This window comes from Mesorhizobium sp. M0166 (genome assembly GCF_040322255.1).
GTDB lineage: Bacteria > Pseudomonadota > Alphaproteobacteria > Rhizobiales > Rhizobiaceae > Mesorhizobium.
The window spans coordinates 66,504-81,898 of sequence record NZ_JAMYTD010000003.1; the positions used below are offsets into that span (position 1 = coordinate 66,504).

General features: G+C 62.6%; 14 protein-coding genes. 4 read left to right on the forward strand and 10 right to left on the reverse strand.

Annotated features, from left to right (window positions below):
- The first annotated feature begins 56 nt into the window (after window positions 1-56).
- Window positions 57-1,268, forward strand: a complete 1,212-nt coding sequence (locus NKJ46_RS04910; RefSeq protein WP_096445278.1) for an NADP-dependent isocitrate dehydrogenase — start codon at window positions 57-59, stop codon at window positions 1,266-1,268.
- Window positions 1,269-1,279: 11 nt separating this feature from the next.
- On the forward strand, window positions 1,280-1,906 hold the full coding sequence (locus NKJ46_RS04915; RefSeq protein ID WP_352662582.1) for a glutathione S-transferase family protein: 627 nt from the start codon (window positions 1,280-1,282) through the stop codon (window positions 1,904-1,906).
- A gap of 279 nt (window positions 1,907-2,185) precedes the next feature.
- Here the strand turns inward: NKJ46_RS04915 and NKJ46_RS04920 are convergent, their stop codons facing one another.
- The 3 genes from NKJ46_RS04920 to recA all read right to left on the reverse strand — a co-directional run bounded on the left by NKJ46_RS04920 (window position 2,186) and on the right by recA (window position 7,067).
- The gene (locus NKJ46_RS04920; RefSeq protein WP_352662585.1) at window positions 2,186-2,980 is read right to left on the reverse strand and encodes a PhzF family phenazine biosynthesis protein; all 795 of its coding nucleotides are present in this window, start codon (window positions 2,978-2,980) and stop codon (window positions 2,186-2,188) included.
- 63 nt (window positions 2,981-3,043) lie between these two features.
- The gene (alaS, locus tag NKJ46_RS04925; RefSeq protein WP_352663347.1) at window positions 3,044-5,710 is read right to left on the reverse strand and encodes an alanine--tRNA ligase; all 2,667 of its coding nucleotides are present in this window, start codon (window positions 5,708-5,710) and stop codon (window positions 3,044-3,046) included.
- Window positions 5,711-5,969: 259 nt separating this feature from the next.
- A complete protein-coding gene (recA, locus tag NKJ46_RS04930) occupies window positions 5,970-7,067 on the reverse strand; it encodes a recombinase RecA (protein ID WP_023674696.1) in 1,098 nt (365 codons plus the stop codon).
- A 278-nt stretch (window positions 7,068-7,345) separates the two neighbouring features.
- Here recA and NKJ46_RS04935 point away from each other — a divergent pair, with 278 nt between their 5' ends.
- On the forward strand, window positions 7,346-8,278 hold the full coding sequence (locus tag NKJ46_RS04935) for a PfkB family carbohydrate kinase (RefSeq protein ID WP_352662587.1): 933 nt from the start codon (window positions 7,346-7,348) through the stop codon (window positions 8,276-8,278).
- Window positions 8,279-8,311: 33 nt separating this feature from the next.
- Here the strand turns inward: NKJ46_RS04935 and NKJ46_RS04940 are convergent, their stop codons facing one another.
- The gene (locus tag NKJ46_RS04940) at window positions 8,312-8,635 is read right to left on the reverse strand and encodes a TfoX/Sxy family protein (protein ID WP_352662590.1); all 324 of its coding nucleotides are present in this window, start codon (window positions 8,633-8,635) and stop codon (window positions 8,312-8,314) included.
- A gap of 91 nt (window positions 8,636-8,726) precedes the next feature.
- Between NKJ46_RS04940 and NKJ46_RS04945 the strand changes: the two genes are divergently transcribed.
- Window positions 8,727-9,224 carry a GFA family protein gene (locus NKJ46_RS04945; protein WP_352474723.1) on the forward strand — a complete coding sequence of 166 codons (498 nt, stop codon included), beginning with the start codon at window positions 8,727-8,729 and terminating at the stop codon, window positions 9,222-9,224.
- 232 nt (window positions 9,225-9,456) lie between these two features.
- Here the strand turns inward: NKJ46_RS04945 and sufA are convergent, their stop codons facing one another.
- From sufA to sufB, 6 genes are all read right to left on the reverse strand, one after another.
- Window positions 9,457-9,837, reverse strand: coding sequence for a Fe-S cluster assembly scaffold SufA (gene sufA / locus NKJ46_RS04950; RefSeq protein ID WP_006206001.1), 381 nt, complete (start codon window positions 9,835-9,837; stop codon window positions 9,457-9,459).
- 111 nt (window positions 9,838-9,948) lie between these two features.
- Window positions 9,949-10,341 carry an SUF system Fe-S cluster assembly protein gene (locus tag NKJ46_RS04955; protein WP_292663164.1) on the reverse strand — a complete coding sequence of 131 codons (393 nt, stop codon included), beginning with the start codon at window positions 10,339-10,341 and terminating at the stop codon, window positions 9,949-9,951.
- 5 nt (window positions 10,342-10,346) lie between these two features.
- The gene (locus NKJ46_RS04960) at window positions 10,347-11,588 is read right to left on the reverse strand and encodes a cysteine desulfurase (RefSeq protein ID WP_352663349.1); all 1,242 of its coding nucleotides are present in this window, start codon (window positions 11,586-11,588) and stop codon (window positions 10,347-10,349) included.
- A gap of 123 nt (window positions 11,589-11,711) precedes the next feature.
- Entirely contained in the window at window positions 11,712-12,980 is a 1,269-nt protein-coding gene (gene sufD, locus NKJ46_RS04965; protein WP_352662594.1) for a Fe-S cluster assembly protein SufD, read from the reverse strand.
- A gap of 43 nt (window positions 12,981-13,023) precedes the next feature.
- Window positions 13,024-13,779 (reverse strand): Fe-S cluster assembly ATPase SufC, encoded by a 756-nt coding sequence (sufC, locus tag NKJ46_RS04970; RefSeq protein ID WP_023674687.1) that lies wholly within the window; start codon window positions 13,777-13,779, stop codon window positions 13,024-13,026.
- Window positions 13,780-13,808: 29 nt separating this feature from the next.
- A complete protein-coding gene (sufB, locus tag NKJ46_RS04975) occupies window positions 13,809-15,326 on the reverse strand; it encodes a Fe-S cluster assembly protein SufB (RefSeq protein ID WP_352662597.1) in 1,518 nt (505 codons plus the stop codon).
- Window positions 15,327-15,395: the final 69 nt, after the last annotated feature.

Consider the following 15,395-nt stretch of genomic DNA (forward strand, 5'->3'; position numbering starts at 1 on the left):
GCCGGCAGCCGTGCGGGCAAGGCCGTTCCGTTCCCCAAAAGCGAGGCATTCTTTCCATGGCGAAGATCAAGGTGGCGAACCCGGTCGTCGAACTCGACGGCGACGAGATGACCCGCATCATCTGGCAGTTCATCAAGGACAAGCTGATCCACCCTTATCTCGACCTCAAGCTCGAATATTACGACCTCGGCATCGAGCACCGCGACGCCACCAACGACCAGGTGACCATCGATTCGGCCAACGCCATCAAGAAATACGGCGTCGGCGTGAAATGCGCGACGATCACGCCCGACGAGCAGCGCGTCGAGGAATTCAAGCTGAAGAAGATGTGGAAGTCGCCGAATGGCACCATCCGCAACATTCTCGGCGGCACCATTTTTCGCGAGCCGATCATCATGAAAAACGTGCCGCGGCTGGTGCCAGGCTGGACCAAGCCGATCATCGTCGGCCGCCACGCCTTCGGCGACCAGTACCGCGCCACCGACTTCCGCTTCCCCGGCAAGGGCAAGCTGACGATCAAATTCGTCGGCGAAGACGGCCAGGTGATCGAGCACGATGTGTTCGACGCACCCGGCGCCGGCGTCGCCATGGCCATGTACAATCTCGATGAATCTATCCGCGAATTCGCCCGCGCCTCGCTGAACTATGGCCTGCTGCGCAATTACCCCGTCTACCTCTCGACCAAGAACACCATCCTCAAAGCCTATGACGGCCGCTTCAAGGACATCTTCCAGGAGGTCTACGAGGCGGAGTTCGAAGCCGAATTCAAGGCGAAGAAGCTCTGGTACGAGCACCGGCTGATCGACGACATGGTGGCCTCCAGCCTGAAATGGTCGGGCGGCTATGTCTGGGCCTGCAAGAATTATGACGGCGACGTGCAGTCCGACACGGTGGCGCAAGGCTTCGGCTCGCTCGGCCTGATGACCTCGGTGCTGATGACGCCGGACGGCAAGACCGTCGAGGCGGAAGCCGCGCACGGCACCGTTACCCGCCACTATCGCCAGCACCAGAAGGGCGAGGAGACCTCGACCAATTCGATCGCCTCGATCTTCGCCTGGACGCGCGGCCTCGCGCATCGCGCCAAGCTCGACGACAATGCCGAACTGAAGCGCTTTGCCGAGACCCTGGAAAAGGTCTGCATCCAGACGGTCGAGTCCGGCTTCATGACCAAGGACTTGTCGCTGCTGATCGGCCCCGACCAGCCATGGCTTTCGACCACCGGCTTCCTCGACAAGATCGACGAGAATTTGCAGAAGGCGATGGCCTGAGCCCAACCCACATGGGCAAGCCCGTCGTCTACGGCGCGGACTACAGCGTCTATGTGCGCATCGTCCGGCTGGTATTGGAGGAAAAGGGCGGCGGCTACGAGCTCGTTCCCGTCGACATCTTTGCGGCGGACGGCATTCCCGGCTGGTACTTCGAGCACCAGCCGTTCGGCCGCATCCCGGCCTTCGAGCATGACGGCTTTCGCCTCTACGAGACCGGCGCGATTGCCCGTTATGTCGACGAAGCCTTTGACGGCCCGGCGCTGCAGCCGGCCGGAGCCCGGCCTCGAGCACGCATGAACCAGATCACCGGCCTGCTCGATGGCTACGCCTACAGGGCCATGGTCTGGGATGTGGCGGTCGAGCGGCTGGAAAAAACGCCGCCCGACGAAGCCGTGATCGCCAACGGTTTGCGGCAGGCGAGAACAACGCTGCAGGCGCTCTCTTCGCTGAAAGCCGAAGGGCCTTGGCTGTTGGGGACGGACCTGACGCTGGCCGACCTGCACGCCGCGCCAATCATCGGCTATTTCGTCAAGGTGGCCGAGGGGCGAAAATTGCTGGCCGAGTTTGCCGATATTCGGGATTGGTATGCGCGCATCACTCAACGCGCGAGTTTTGCGAAAACCGAAAAGGCAGGGTGAGGAGACAAGCGTTCGGCAATAGGCCCCTCTGGTGACTAGCGAAAGCCGAAGTGACATCCAATCTCCCCCCTTGCGGGGGAGATGTCCGGCAGGACAGAGGGGGGTATGAAGGATCGCCAACCTTCGACTGATCCTTCCAACTGGGAACGGCCTGAGAACATGGCTCCGATTGGGCTGGCAAGCCGGAGGGACAGCACCCCCCTCTGCCCTGCCCGGCATCTCCCCCGCAAGGGGGGAGATCGGCAGCTTCGCCGAAGGCGACCCACTGCGAAATACCGCTCAATCGGGAAGGTAGACCTCCGCCTTCATGAAGGTCCTCGCACGGCCTGTGATCAGCACGCGATCTCCGGCCAGCTCGCATAGCAAATGCCCGCCGCGCTGCGAGCATTGGAATGCCGACAGATGCGTCTTGCCGAGCTTTTCAGCCCAGTACGGCACCAGCGTCGCATGAATGGAGCCGGTTACCGGATCCTCGGGAATGCCTGCTCCGGGCACGAAGTAACGGGAGACGAAATCGTGGACTCGCCCAGGCGCGGTAATGACCAGGCCGAGAGGATGAAAACGTCCGATCCTGAGCAGATCGGGAACGAAAGATCGCACGGTTGTCTCGTCGGCAAGCTCGACAAACAGGTTCTCGAAATTGCGGAAGCTCGCAACCGGCCGCTGAGGCAATATTGTTTGCAGAGCCGAGTTCAGCTCTTCCTCGATGGGCTGCGGCGGAAAACACGGCAGATCGAGCTGATAGGTCCCTTCCCGCCGGGAAACCCGCAGCTCGCCCACCCGGGTGGCGAAGGCCATTTCGCCCTGACCATTGTATTCGGTAGCCAGCACATGGGCGGCCGCAAGAGTGGCATGGCCGCAGAAGTCGACTTCATGGACCGGCGTGAACCAGCGCAAATCCCACCCTTTGCCATTCGGCCGCACGAACGCCGTTTCAGCAAGATTGTTTTCGTTGGCAATGGCCTGCATTACCTCCTCCGACAGCCACTCCTCCAGAAGGAGAACGGCGGCAGGGTTGCCCTGGAAGGCCCGTTCGGCAAACGCATCGACCTGATACATCGTCAGCGTCGGCATATCGGCCCTCAAAGATCTCCGCTGGGCGGCGCGCCAGTTCGGCCGTGCCGCCCCGGTGCAGGTTCACGCCGCTTCGAGAGCCGCTTTCACCGCAGCGATCGCGTCTTCGGCCTTCGAGGCGTCCGGGCCGCCGGCCTGAGCCATATCGGGTCGGCCGCCGCCGCCCTGCCCGCCCAATGCCGCGGACGCGACGCGCACCAGATCGATGGCGCTGAAGCGGCCGGTCAGATCATCGGTGACGGCGACGACGACGCTCGCCTTGTTGTCCTCGCCCGCGCCGACAAAGACGACGATGCCGGAGCCGAGCGACTTCTTGCCGGCATCGGCCAGCGGCTTCAGATCCTTTGGCGAGACGCCCGATACCGCCTTGCCGAGAAAACCGACACCGGCAATGGTTTCGTTTTCCGCAGGCACACCGGCTGGCGAGCGATCGCCGAGCGCCAGCTTCTTGCGCGCCTCGGTCAGCTCCTTTTCGAGCTTCTTGCGCTCGTCGAGCAGCGCCTCGACGCGGGCCGGCACATTCGCCGGCGAAATCTTCAGCGCGGCGGCGGCTGCCTTCAGCCGCTTGTCCTGTTCGTCGAGATGCTTTCTGGCCGCCTCGCCGGTCAACGCCTCGATGCGGCGCACGCCGGCAGCGACCGCACTGTCGGATACGATGCGCACCAGACCGATATCGCCGGTTGCCCTGACATGGGTGCCGCCGCATAGCTCGACCGAATAGGGCCGGTTGGCCTTGGCGCCATGCAAGCCCGTGCCCATCGAAACGACGCGCACTTCGTCGCCATATTTCTCGCCAAACAGCGCCATGGCGCCTTCGGCAATGGCGTCGTCGACCGACATCAGGCGCGTGGTTACAGGGCTATTCTGAACGACGATCTCGTTTGCCATGCGCTCGACCTCTTCGAGCTCGTCCGGCGAGATCGGCTTGTTGTGCGAAATGTCGAAGCGCAGACGCTCGGGCGCGACCAGCGAGCCCTTCTGCGCGACATGCGTACCCAGCACCTCGCGCAGCGCCTCATGGATCAGATGCGTGGCGGAATGGTTCGCGCGCAGCCTGGAGCGACGCGCGTGGTCCACCTTCAGCTCGACGGTCGCACCCGTCTTGACGGTGCCGTTGGCCACCTTGCCGAGATGGACGAAAAGCCCATCGGCCTTCTTTTGGGTATCGGATATCTCGATCGAGAACCCGTCGCCCGAAATGACGCCGGTATCGCCCATCTGGCCACCGGACTCGCCATAGAACGGCGTCTGGTTGACAACCACGGCAACGGCGTCGCCCTTGCCGGCACTGTCGACGGTCTTGCCGTCCCTGACCAGCGCCTGGATGAGGCCTTCCGCCTGCTCGGTCTCATAACCCAGGAATTCGGTGGCGCCGTTCTCCTCACGCACCGCGAACCATACCGTCTCGGTTGCGGCCTCACCGGAACCAGCCCAGCTTTTGCGCGCCTCCGCCTTCTGCCGCTCCATCGCCTCGGTGAAGCCGGCAAGGTTGACCGAGATGTTGCGCTGGCGCAGCGCATCCTGCGTCAGATCGAGCGGAAAGCCATAGGTGTCGTAGAGCTTGAACGCTGTTTCGCCATCCAGCATGTCGCCGGATGCCAGCTTTTCCGTCGCCTCCGAAAGCAAGCCCAAGCCGCGCACCAGCGTCTTGCGGAAACGAGTTTCCTCCAGCTTCAGCGTCTCGGTGATCATCTGTTCGCCGCGCACCAGTTCCGGGTAGGCTTGGCCCATCTCGCGGACCAGCGCCGGCACCAGGCGCCACATCAGCGGATCGCGGGCGCCGAGCAACTGCGCGTGGCGCATGGCACGGCGCATGATGCGGCGAAGCACATAGCCGCGGCCTTCGTTGGACGGCAGCACGCCGTCGGCGACCAGGAAGCAGGACGAACGCAAATGATCGGCGATGACGCGGAACGATGCGACGGTGTCCGCATCCGGACCTTTGCCAAGCGCAGACGATGCAGCGTCGATCAGGTGGCGGAACAGGTCGGTCTCGAAGACGCTTTCAACCCCTTGCAGGATAGAGGCCATGCGCTCGAGGCCCATGCCCGTGTCGATGGACGGACGCGGCAGGTCGACGCGTTCGTCCTTCGTCACCTGTTCGTACTGCATGAACACCAGGTTCCAGAATTCAAGGAAACGGTCGCCATCCTCCTCGGGGCTGCCGGGGGGGCCGCCCCAGATGTGCTCGCCACGGTCGATGAATATCTCCGAACACGGCCCGCAAGGTCCGGTGTCACCCATTGCCCAGAAGTTGTCCGAAGTCGCGATGCGGATGATGCGATCGTCCGAAAGGCCGGCGATCTTCTTCCAGTACGAGGCCGCCTCGTCGTCGGTGTGGTAGACGGTGACCAGCAGCTTGTCCTTCTTCAGCCCGAACTCCCCGGTGATCAGGTTCCAGGCAAGCTCTATGGCCCGCTCCTTGAAATAGTCGCCGAAGGAGAAGTTGCCGAGCATCTCGAAGAAGGTCAGGTGACGCGCGGTGTAGCCGACATTGTCGAGGTCGTTGTGCTTGCCGCCGGCGCGAACACTCTTCTGGGCGGTCGTGGCGCGCGAATACGGCCACTTCTCCAGACCGGTGAAAACGTTCTTGAACTGCACCATGCCGGCATTGGTGAACATCAGCGTCGGGTCGTTGCGCGGCACCAGCGGGCTCGACGCGACGACCTCGTGACCTTCCTTGCGAAAATAGTCGAGAAATGCCGACCGGATCTCGTTGACGCCACTCATGAATACTGCCTTTTCGAGAGAACCGCCGGCTGCCGGCGGAAAATAGACATGGCCTTTTAGCGGTCGCACCGCAGCCTGTCCAGAAACACCAAATGTGCTCAAATCCCGGCGTTCACCAGCGCTTTGAAACGCGTCTGCCTCGCCGTCAAACGCGAACCGCCGGCACGGAGCCGGCGGTTCGAAACGCATCGATTACACAAACTCAGAATCAAAACATCAAATCCAAACCGGTCTGATGCTCCGCGAGACGTCGCTTGCCCTACATGACCCCGGCGTCGTCCTCGAAGCCGTCGTCGCTGCTTTCGGAGCCGCCGTTTTCGAGGAATTTCTCGGCGATCAGCCCGGCATTCTGCCGCAGCGCCAATTCGATCTCGCGCGCCGTGTCGGGATTGTCGCGCAGGAACAGTTTTGCGTTTTCGCGGCCCTGGCCAAGACGCTGCGAATTATAGGAGAACCAGGCGCCCGACTTTTCGACCACGCCCGCCTTGACGCCGAGATCGACCAGCTCGCCGGTCTTGGAGACGCCCTCGCCATACATGATGTCGAACTCGACCACCTTGAAGGGCGGCGCCAGCTTGTTCTTGACGACCTTGACGCGGGTCTGGTTGCCGACGACCTCGTCGCGATCCTTGACCGAGCCGATACGGCGGATGTCGAGGCGGACCGAGGCATAGAATTTCAGCGCATTGCCGCCGGTCGTCGTCTCGGGCGAACCGAACATGACGCCGATCTTCATGCGTATCTGGTTGATGAAGATGACCATGGTGTTGGAGCGCGAGATCGAGGCGGTGAGCTTGCGCAGTGCCTGGCTCATCAGGCGGGCCTGCAGGCCGGGCAGCGAATCGCCCATCTCGCCTTCGATTTCCGCCCGCGGCGTCAACGCCGCCACCGAATCGACCACCAGCACGTCGATGGCGCCGGAGCGCACCAGCGTGTCGCAGATCTCCAGCGCCTGCTCGCCGGTATCGGGCTGCGAGATCAGCAGGTTTTCGAGATCGACGCCGAGCTTGCGGGCATAGACCGGGTCGAGCGCGTGCTCGGCATCGACGAAGGCGCAGATGCCGCCCTTCTTCTGGGCTTCGGCCACCGTGTGCAGCGCCAGCGTCGTCTTGCCCGAGCTTTCCGGGCCGTAGATCTCGACGATGCGGCCGCGCGGCAGGCCGCCGACGCCAAGCGCGATGTCCAGCCCAAGCGAGCCGGTCGGCACCGTTTCGATCTCGACGACCTGCTCGTTCGCGCCGAGCCGCATGATCGAGCCCTTGCCGAAGGCACGCTCGATTTGCGACAGCGCCGCATCCAGAGCCTTTGATTTGTCCACCGCTTTGTCCTCTACAAGCCGCAAAGAATTCTGAGCCATGATACATCACCCCGTGGTCGTCAATGGAGGCCGGACAATCCCGCGATCCCTAAAAAGAATGTACCTCATTTGTTCTCATTTGTCAATGAGCGCCAAGGGTTTGAAAAACAACGGATATCCATATTTGTTCTATTTTTGTTTCGCAATTTTGCTTCCGGATGTGTCCCGCCTCGCATGCGGCGCCGTTGCGGTCATCAGCCGAATCGGAGCCGCGATTGCAGGGTTCCGCCCGGCGACCTAGTCTCCTCCCGGGCAACAGCAAAGGGCATTTTGCCGGCATGATGAACTCCCCGACGATCCTGGCCGTGGGCGGCGCCTATATCGAGCGGCGCGGCCGGGTTGCCGGCGCCTTCGTGCCGGCCGCTTCCAACCCCGGCACGATGCGCGAGCATGTCGGCGGTGCCGTCTTCAATGCCCTGCGCTGGGCGGTGCGGCGCGGCGTCTCGGCCTCGCTGCTTTCGGTGCGCGGCGGCGATGCCCTGGGCGACACGGTGTTACGCGCCGTCGCCGAGGCCGGCATCGCCGACCTGTCGGCGGTGTTCCTCGACCGGGCAACGCCAAGCCATACGATGCTGATCGATAGCGACGGCGGGCTGATCGCCGGCCTTGCCGACATGGTGCTCTACGAGCTGGCGCTTCCCAAGCAGATCCGCCGCGCCAAGGTGCGGGAAGCCATCGGTTCGGCCGACGCGGTGCTGTGTGACGCCAACCTGCCGTCTTCCGCGCTGGAGCGGCTGGCGGTACTCGCCGCCGGCAAGCCGGTGTTTGCGCTTGCCGTCTCGCCCAGCAAAGCGACGCGGCTGACGCCGGTGCTCGACCGTCTGGCGATGGCGTTCATGAACTGGCGCGAGGCCGGCGTGCTTGCCGGCACCGATATCGATGCTGACGATCAAGGCGTCATCGACGGCCTGAGACGCGCCGGCCTGAAAAGCGGCGTGATCACCGCCGGCGACGGACCGGTGCTCGGTTTCGACGAATTGGGCGCGTTCTCGATCTCGCCACCGCCGCTGCAAAAGCGGACCGATGCTGCCGGCGCCGGCGACGCATTGGCCGGCGCCACGATCGCTGCCCTGCTGCGCGGCCTGACGCTGCGCGCGGCACTGCGCGAAGGCATTGCCGCCGCGGCGCTCGCCGTCGAGAGCGCCGCCTTCACCAGCGCCAGCTTTGCCGAGGCGCTGGCGCTCGTGCCCGAGGCGCGGGAACTGGCGTGAAATGCGGCCCGGAATGCCGAAGCGTGACGCAGCCTATTTGCCGGCGCGCCGTCCCGCTTCGTAGGCGCGGCGTGCCCAGATCGCCATCTCGTCGGGATCGTCGAACGCGCTGTCGGGAACGCTCCAATAGGGCATCGACACGAGCTTGCCGTGGCGCGAGCCGGTATAAGTCCATTGCCGGCAGCCGGCCACTTCGAAATCCGGGGCGCTTTCCGCGTCGGCCTTCAGCATCAGTTCGCCACGGATGACGATGGCGACGATGACGCCGTCGAAATAGATGCCCTTGCCGCCGAACAGCTTGCGGATGCTGACCGGGCCGAGGCCTTCGAAAAGCTCTTCTATGCGCTCGTTGTCCATGCGGCGATCATGTCACCAGGATTTCCCCTTGTCATCGACGCAACCGGCACCATCCTGACAAGTTCAGAATCAATTTCGTCGGAGTTTTTTCATGCCGCTTCTGCTCAAGGGGTCCTGCCGGTGCAATGCCGTGCGTTTCGAGGTGGAAAGCCACACGCCGGTGCCGTTCATGCTGTGCTATTGCTCGATCTGCCGCAAGCAGCAGGGCGGTGGCGGTTTCGCCATCAATCTCGGCGCCGATTACGAGACGCTGAAAATCCAGGGCAAGCGCCATCTCGGCGTCTACCGCGCCGAGATCGAGGACGACGAGCACCCGCAACGCGAGATCTCGACGGGCGAACGGAATTTCTGCACGAAATGCGGGACGGCGCTCTGGCTCTACGATCCGACCTGGCCGGAGCTGGTGCATCCGTTTGCCTCGGCGATCGACACCGACCTGCCGAAGCCGCCGGAGAAGGTGCATCTGATGCTGAAATACAAGGCGAACTGGGTCGAGCCGGATATCGGCAAGGGCGACAAGGTTTTCGATGTCTACCCGGAGGAGTCGATCGCAGACTGGCACAAGCGAACGGGGATGTGGGTGGATTAGCGTTCTTCTCCCCGTTTACGGCAGAGCTATCGCATATGGACAAGCGCCCCCTCACCCGGATTGCCAACCGAATTGCGAAGGGCAATTCGGGGCAATCAGACCTCTCCCCGAGGGGAGAGGAAGTCGCCAGCGCTGGCGCCAGCCTCTTCTCCCCATCGCGGAGAAGGTGGCCCGAAGGGCCGGATGAGGGGGCTCTCCGTATGCGATTGCCGCCGGGAACGGCGAAGGAAAATCAAGCTGAAGCGCGGGCCTCGGCCAGTGCCTTCAGATCAGCCGGCTTCAACTCGACCGATTCGCCGCAGCCGCAGGCCGAACTCTGGTTCGGGTTGCGGAAGGTGAAGCCGGTGCGCAGCGTCGTCTGCTCGAAGTCCATCTCGGTGCCGAACAGGAAAAGCGCTGCCTCCGGCGCGACATAGACGTGGGCGCCGTCGCGCTCGATATGGTCGTCTTTGGTGTTGGGTTCGGTCACCAGATCGACCGTATATTCCATGCCGGCGCAGCCGCCCTTCTTGATGCCAAGGCGAATGCCGTGCGCATTCTCACGGGTCGCGACGATCTCGCGCACCCGGTCGGCGGCCTTTTCGGTCATCGTGATGACGGCGAAGCGTCCCATCTTTTTCCTTCTCCATTGCGCGCAGGTTCAAGGCCTGCCGAATGATTCCTCACCTAAAATGGTGAAGTTTTGTACCCGGCGCAAGTGCGCCAGCCTCTGGCTGGTCGGATGCTAGTACCACCCAACCGCCACCTGCGCCTCTTCCGACATACGGTCGGGCGACCAGGGGGGATCGAAGGTCATGTTGACCTCGACGCCGGAGACGCCTTCGACGGCGCCGACGGCATTCTCCACCCAGCCCGGCATTTCGCCGGCCACCGGGCAGCCCGGCGCGGTCAGCGTCATGTCGATCTTGACCGAGCGGTCGTCCTCGATGTCGATCTTGTAGACGAGGCCGAGTTCGTAGATGTCGGCCGGGATTTCCGGGTCATAGACCGTCTTCAGCGCCGAGACGATGTCGTCGGTCAGCCGCGCCAGTTCGTCGGCGGGAATCGTCGATCCGGAAACCGCCGCATTGGTCGTCGTTTCCGAAGCGGTCTCGGCGGTGTGGCTGGCATCATCCATGATCGTCACCCGAAGAACTTTCGCGCCTTTTCCAGCGCATCGGCCAAAGCATCGACTTCAGCCCTGGTATTGTACATGCCGAACGATGCCCTGCATGTGGATGTTACGCCGAAGCGTTTCAACAGCGGCTGGGCGCAATGCGTGCCGGCGCGGACCGCCACGCCCTGCCTGTCGATGACCATCGACACGTCATGGGCGTGGATGCCCTGCAGCTCGAACGAGATGATGGCACCCTTGCCCGGCGCATCGCCGAAGATGCGCAGCGAATTGATGGCGCGCAGTTTTTGATGCGCATAATCCTTCAGATCGGCCTCATGCGCGGCGATGCGCTCGCGGCCGATCTTTTCCATGTATTCCAGCGCAGCACCAAGCCCGATCGCCTGCACGATCGGCGGCGTGCCGGCCTCGAAACGGTGCGGCGGGTCGTTGTAGGTGACGATGTCTTGGGTCACCTCCTCGATCATCTCGCCGCCGCCCATGAACGGGCGCATCCGCTCCAGCATATCCTTCTTGCCGTAGAGCACGCCGATGCCCGACGGGCCATAGACCTTGTGGCCGGTGAAGACGAAGAAATCGCAGTCGAGATCCTGCACGTCGATCGGCATATGCACGGCGCTCTGGCTGCCGTCGACCAGCACCGGAATGCCGCGGGCGTGCGCGATGCGCACGATCTCCTTGATCGGCGTCACCGTGCCCAGCGCATTCGACATATGGGTGATGGCAACCAGCTTTGTCCGGTCTGTCAGCCGCTTTTCGAATTCCTCGATGTGGAAGACGCCGAGGTCATCGACCGGCACCCATACCAGCTTGGCGCCCTGCCGCTCGCGGATGAAATGCCACGGCACGATGTTGGAGTGGTGCTCCATGATCGAAAGCACGATCTCGTCGCCTTCGCCGATATTGGGCATGCCGAAGCCGTAGGCGACCGTGTTGATCGCCGCCGTGGTGTTCGAGGTGAAGACGATGTTGTCGGTGCTCGGTGCGTTCAGAAACCTCTGCACTATCTTGCGCGCGTTCTCATAGGCGTCGGTCGCCGCATTCGACAGGAAATGCAGGCCGCGATGGACGTTGGCATATTCCTGGGAATAGGCGTGCTGGATAGCGTCGAGCACGGCCTGCGGCTTCTGCGCCGAGGCGCCATTGTCGAGATAGACCAGCGGTTTGCCGTAGACCTGCCGCGACAGGATCGGGAAGTCGCGGCGGATCGCCTCGACGTCATAGGGGATGTTTTCGACTTTCTGGTCCATCGTCTCGACCGTCATCCTCGGGCTTGTCCCGAGGATCTACTAGCCCTCGGATTTTGCCAGTTCCTCGTCCACGCGGCAGATCCTCGGGACAAGCCCGAGGATGACGCCGGAGTCTTGAGCCACTCACCCATGCGCCACGAACCAGTTGTCGAGACGTGCTTCCAGCGCCTCGACGATCGCCTCGTCGTCCAGTTCCTCGATCACTTCGGCGACGAAGGCCTTGACCAGCAAGCCGCGTGCGGTCTTCTCGTCGATGCCGCGCGCCATCAGGTAGAACAGATGGCTGTGGTCGATCTCGGTGACGGTCGCGCCATGGCCGCAGACAACGTCGTCGGCGAAGATTTCAAGCTCCGGCTTGGTCGAGAACTCGCCGTCATCCGACAGAAGCAGCGTGTTGCAGGCCATCTTGGCGTTGGTCTTCTGCGCATATTGGTGGACGTTGATGCGGCCCTGGAAGACGCCGCGCGCCTTGCCGGTCACCACGTTGCGGATGACTTCGGTCGACGCAGTATGCGGCACGGCATGGTCGAGCACCATGGTGACGTCGGTATGGGTGTCGCCGGCGAGCAGATTGATGCCGCGCAGCGTGAATTCGGCGCCCTCGCCGGTCGTCTTCACAACGACCTCCTGGCGGACCAGCTTGCCGCCGGCATTCATCACGAACAGCGTCAGTTTCGAATTCTTGCCGAGATGCGCCTTGAACTGGGCGAGATGCGTTGCCGTATCCGGCTGCTCCTGCACGACCAGCCATGTCACCTCGGCGCCCTCGCCAAGCACAAGCTGGCTGACCGAACTGACCAGCGCCGCCCCCTCGCCTGCCTGGCGTTCGACGATGACAGCATTGGCGCCGGCACCGACACGGATGGTCAGGCGTACATGCGTCTGGCCACCGGCCTGCAAATTCTGCAGTTCGAGCGGCTTTTCCAGTTGGGTACCGTCAGCGATGTCGACGAAATAGCCGTCGGCAACAAAGGCAGTGTTCAGCGCGCCTATGGCGTCGTCGCTGCCATAGGAATCCAACCCAGGTGCTGCGCTGCCGTCGGTCAGCTTCTCCGACAGGCGCTGCACGACAACGCCTTCGATATCGGGCAGTTTCGTACTCGAAACGCCGTTCAGCACCGGCAAAACGCTGGAGCCTTCGACGATCGGCGCAATGGCTTTCGCGACCGCTGCCGGATCGAAGTCCGGCACCGAGGTCAGCAGCCGGCGCAGGTCCGTATAATGCCAGGATTCGATGCGCCGCGTCGGCAGGCCGCTCTTGATCGCCTCAATGGCGTCGTCGCGCTTCAGCATCACCGCGCCGTCGCCGGGCAGCAGCGACAGCCGCTCGCCAAAGGCGTCGATCAGCGCCGTTTCGGCCAATGTTCGCTGGGGTGTCGTGTGCATATTCATCAGTATCGCCTTGTTTGGCTTGCCTTCCGGGCCTGCTGGCATCTCACGCGGCTTGCCCGATCACGCCGGCATAGCCATTGGCCTCGAGGTCGAGCGCCAGCGACTTGTCGCCCGACTTGATCACCTGGCCCCTGTAGAGCACGTGCACCGTATCCGGCACGATGTATTGGAGCAGGCGCTGGTAGTGGGTGATGACGACGATGGCCCGGTCCGGCGAGCGCAGCGTGTTGACGCCGTCCGCGACGATCTTCAACGCGTCGATGTCGAGCCCGGAATCGGTCTCGTCGAGGACACACAGCTTCGGCTCCAGCAGCTTCATCTGCAGGATCTCCGCGCGCTTCTTCTCGCCGCCGGAAAAGCCGACATTGAGCGGCCGCTTCAGCATCGCCATGTCCATGTTGAGCGAGGCCGCCGCTTCCTTCACGCGCTTGAGGAATTCCGGGATTTTTAGCGGTTCCTGGCCGCGCGCCTTGCGCTGCTCGTTCATCGCAACTTTCAGGAATTCCATGGTCGCCACGCCCGGTATCTCCATAGGATACTGGAAGGCGAGGAAGATGCCCGCGGTAGCGCGCTCGGCCGGATCCATTTCGAGGATCGACTGGCCGTTGTAGAGGATGTCGCCTTCGGTGACCTCATAGTCCTCGCGGCCGGCGAGGATGTAGGACAAGGTCGATTTCCCCGAGCCGTTCGGACCCATGATGGCGGCAACCTCGCCGGCCCTGACCGTCAGGTTCAGGCCGCGAATGATCTCGGTGCCGTCATCGACGATACGGGCATGGAGGTTTCTGATTTCAAGCATTTTTTTCTTTCCTGAAAATTCTTATCCGGTCAGCCGACCGAGCCCTCAAGGCTAATCCCGATCAGCTTCTGCGCCTCGACCGCGAACTCCATCGGCAGTTGCTGGATGACGTCCTTGACAAAGCCGTTGACGATCAGCGCGATCGCCTCTTCTTCCGGGATGCCGCGCTGCATGACGTAGAATTTCTGGTCCTCGGAAATCTTCGAGGTGGTGGCTTCGTGCTCGAACTGCGCCGTCGAATTCTTGGCTTCCATGTAGGGCACGGTGTGTGCGCCGCATTGGTCGCCGATCAGCAGGGAATCGCAATTGGTGAAGTTGCGGGCGTTGGTCGCCTTGCGGTGCGCCGATACCTGGCCGCGATAGGTGTTTTGCGAGAAGCCGGCGGCAATGCCCTTGGAGATGATGCGGCTCGACGTGTTCTTGCCGAGATGGATCATCTTGGTGCCGCTGTCGACCTGCTGGTAGCCGTTCGAGACGGCGATCGAATAGAACTCGCCGCTGGAATCGTCGCCGCGCAGGATGCAGCTCGGATATTTCCAGGTGATAGCCGAGCCGGTCTCGACCTGCGTCCACGAAATCTTCGAACGATGGCCACGGCAGTCGCCGCGCTTGGTGACGAAATTATAGATGCCGCCCTTGCCCTCGGCATCGCCGGGATACCAGTTCTGCACCGTCGAATATTTGATCTCGGCATCGTCGAGCGCGATCAGCTCGACCACCGCGGCATGAAGCTGGTTCTCGTCGCGTTGCGGCGCCGTGCAGCCTTCGAGATAGGAGACGTAAGCCCCCTCCTCGGCGATGATCAGCGTGCGCTCGAACTGGCCGGTGTTCTTCTCGTTCATGCGGAAATAGGTCGACAGTTCCATCGGGCAGCGCACGCCCTTGGGCACGAAGACGAAGGAACCGTCGGTGAACACGGCCGAATTCAGCGTCGCGTAGAAATTGTCGGAGGTCGGCACGACCGAGCCGAGATATTTCTTCACCAGTTCCGGATGCTCGCGGATGGCTTCCGAGATCGAGCAGAAGATAACGCCGGCCTGCGCCAGTTCCTTCTTGAAGGTGGTGACGACGGAGACCGAATCGAACACCGCGTCGACGGCGACGCGGCCCGACTTGTAGACGTTGTCGCTGGCTTCCTCGAACTCCGACGCATCGGTCTTCTGCACGCCAGCGAGGATTTCCTGCTCCCGGAGCGGAATGCCGAGCTTCTCATAGACCTTCAGCAGTTCGGGATCGACCTCGCTGAGCGAAGTCGGTCCGGGCGTGCTCTTGGGCGCGGCGTAATAATAGAGATCCTGGAAATCGATTTTGGGATAGTGGACGCGCGCCCATTTCGGCTCGTCCAGCGTCAGCCAGCGGCGATAGGCTTCCAGGCGCCATTCAAGCATCCAGGACGGCTCGTCCTTCTTCGCCGAAATGAAGCGGATAATGTCTTCGCTCAGGCCCTTGGGGGCCTTGTCCATCGCGATTTCGGTCTGGAATCCGTATTTATACTGGTCGACATCGATCTTTCGGACTCGATCGATCGTCTCCTGCACAGCAGGCATCAGCGTTCTCCATCCACGCCGGGGTCAAGGCCCGGCAGTTTTCAAACTATGGCACCGCAAACGAGCACC

What these genes read in the sequence shown, in the direction of transcription:
- sufC (WP_023674687.1), bottom strand. Translation starts at nt 13,779, where the DNA reads ATGCTTGAAATCAGAAACCTCCATGCCCGTATCGTCGATGACGGCACC.
- NKJ46_RS04915 (WP_352662582.1), top strand. Translation starts at nt 1,280, where the DNA reads ATGGGCAAGCCCGTCGTCTACGGCGCGGACTACAGCGTCTATGTGCGC.
- NKJ46_RS04945 (WP_352474723.1), top strand. Translation starts at nt 8,727, where the DNA reads ATGCCGCTTCTGCTCAAGGGGTCCTGCCGGTGCAATGCCGTGCGTTTC.
- sufB (WP_352662597.1), bottom strand. Translation starts at nt 15,326, where the DNA reads ATGCCTGCTGTGCAGGAGACGATCGATCGAGTCCGAAAGATCGATGTC.
- NKJ46_RS04940 (WP_352662590.1), bottom strand. Translation starts at nt 8,635, where the DNA reads ATGGACAACGAGCGCATAGAAGAGCTTTTCGAAGGCCTCGGCCCGGTC.
- NKJ46_RS04960 (WP_352663349.1), bottom strand. Translation starts at nt 11,588, where the DNA reads ATGGACCAGAAAGTCGAAAACATCCCCTATGACGTCGAGGCGATCCGC.
- NKJ46_RS04935 (WP_352662587.1), top strand. Translation starts at nt 7,346, where the DNA reads ATGATGAACTCCCCGACGATCCTGGCCGTGGGCGGCGCCTATATCGAG.
- sufD (WP_352662594.1), bottom strand. Translation starts at nt 12,980, where the DNA reads ATGAATATGCACACGACACCCCAGCGAACATTGGCCGAAACGGCGCTG.
- NKJ46_RS04955 (WP_292663164.1), bottom strand. Translation starts at nt 10,341, where the DNA reads ATGGATGATGCCAGCCACACCGCCGAGACCGCTTCGGAAACGACGACC.
- recA (WP_023674696.1), bottom strand. Translation starts at nt 7,067, where the DNA reads ATGGCTCAGAATTCTTTGCGGCTTGTAGAGGACAAAGCGGTGGACAAA.
- alaS (WP_352663347.1), bottom strand. Translation starts at nt 5,710, where the DNA reads ATGAGTGGCGTCAACGAGATCCGGTCGGCATTTCTCGACTATTTTCGC.
- sufA (WP_006206001.1), bottom strand. Translation starts at nt 9,837, where the DNA reads ATGGGACGCTTCGCCGTCATCACGATGACCGAAAAGGCCGCCGACCGG.
- NKJ46_RS04920 (WP_352662585.1), bottom strand. Translation starts at nt 2,980, where the DNA reads ATGCCGACGCTGACGATGTATCAGGTCGATGCGTTTGCCGAACGGGCC.
- NKJ46_RS04910 (WP_096445278.1), top strand. Translation starts at nt 57, where the DNA reads ATGGCGAAGATCAAGGTGGCGAACCCGGTCGTCGAACTCGACGGCGAC.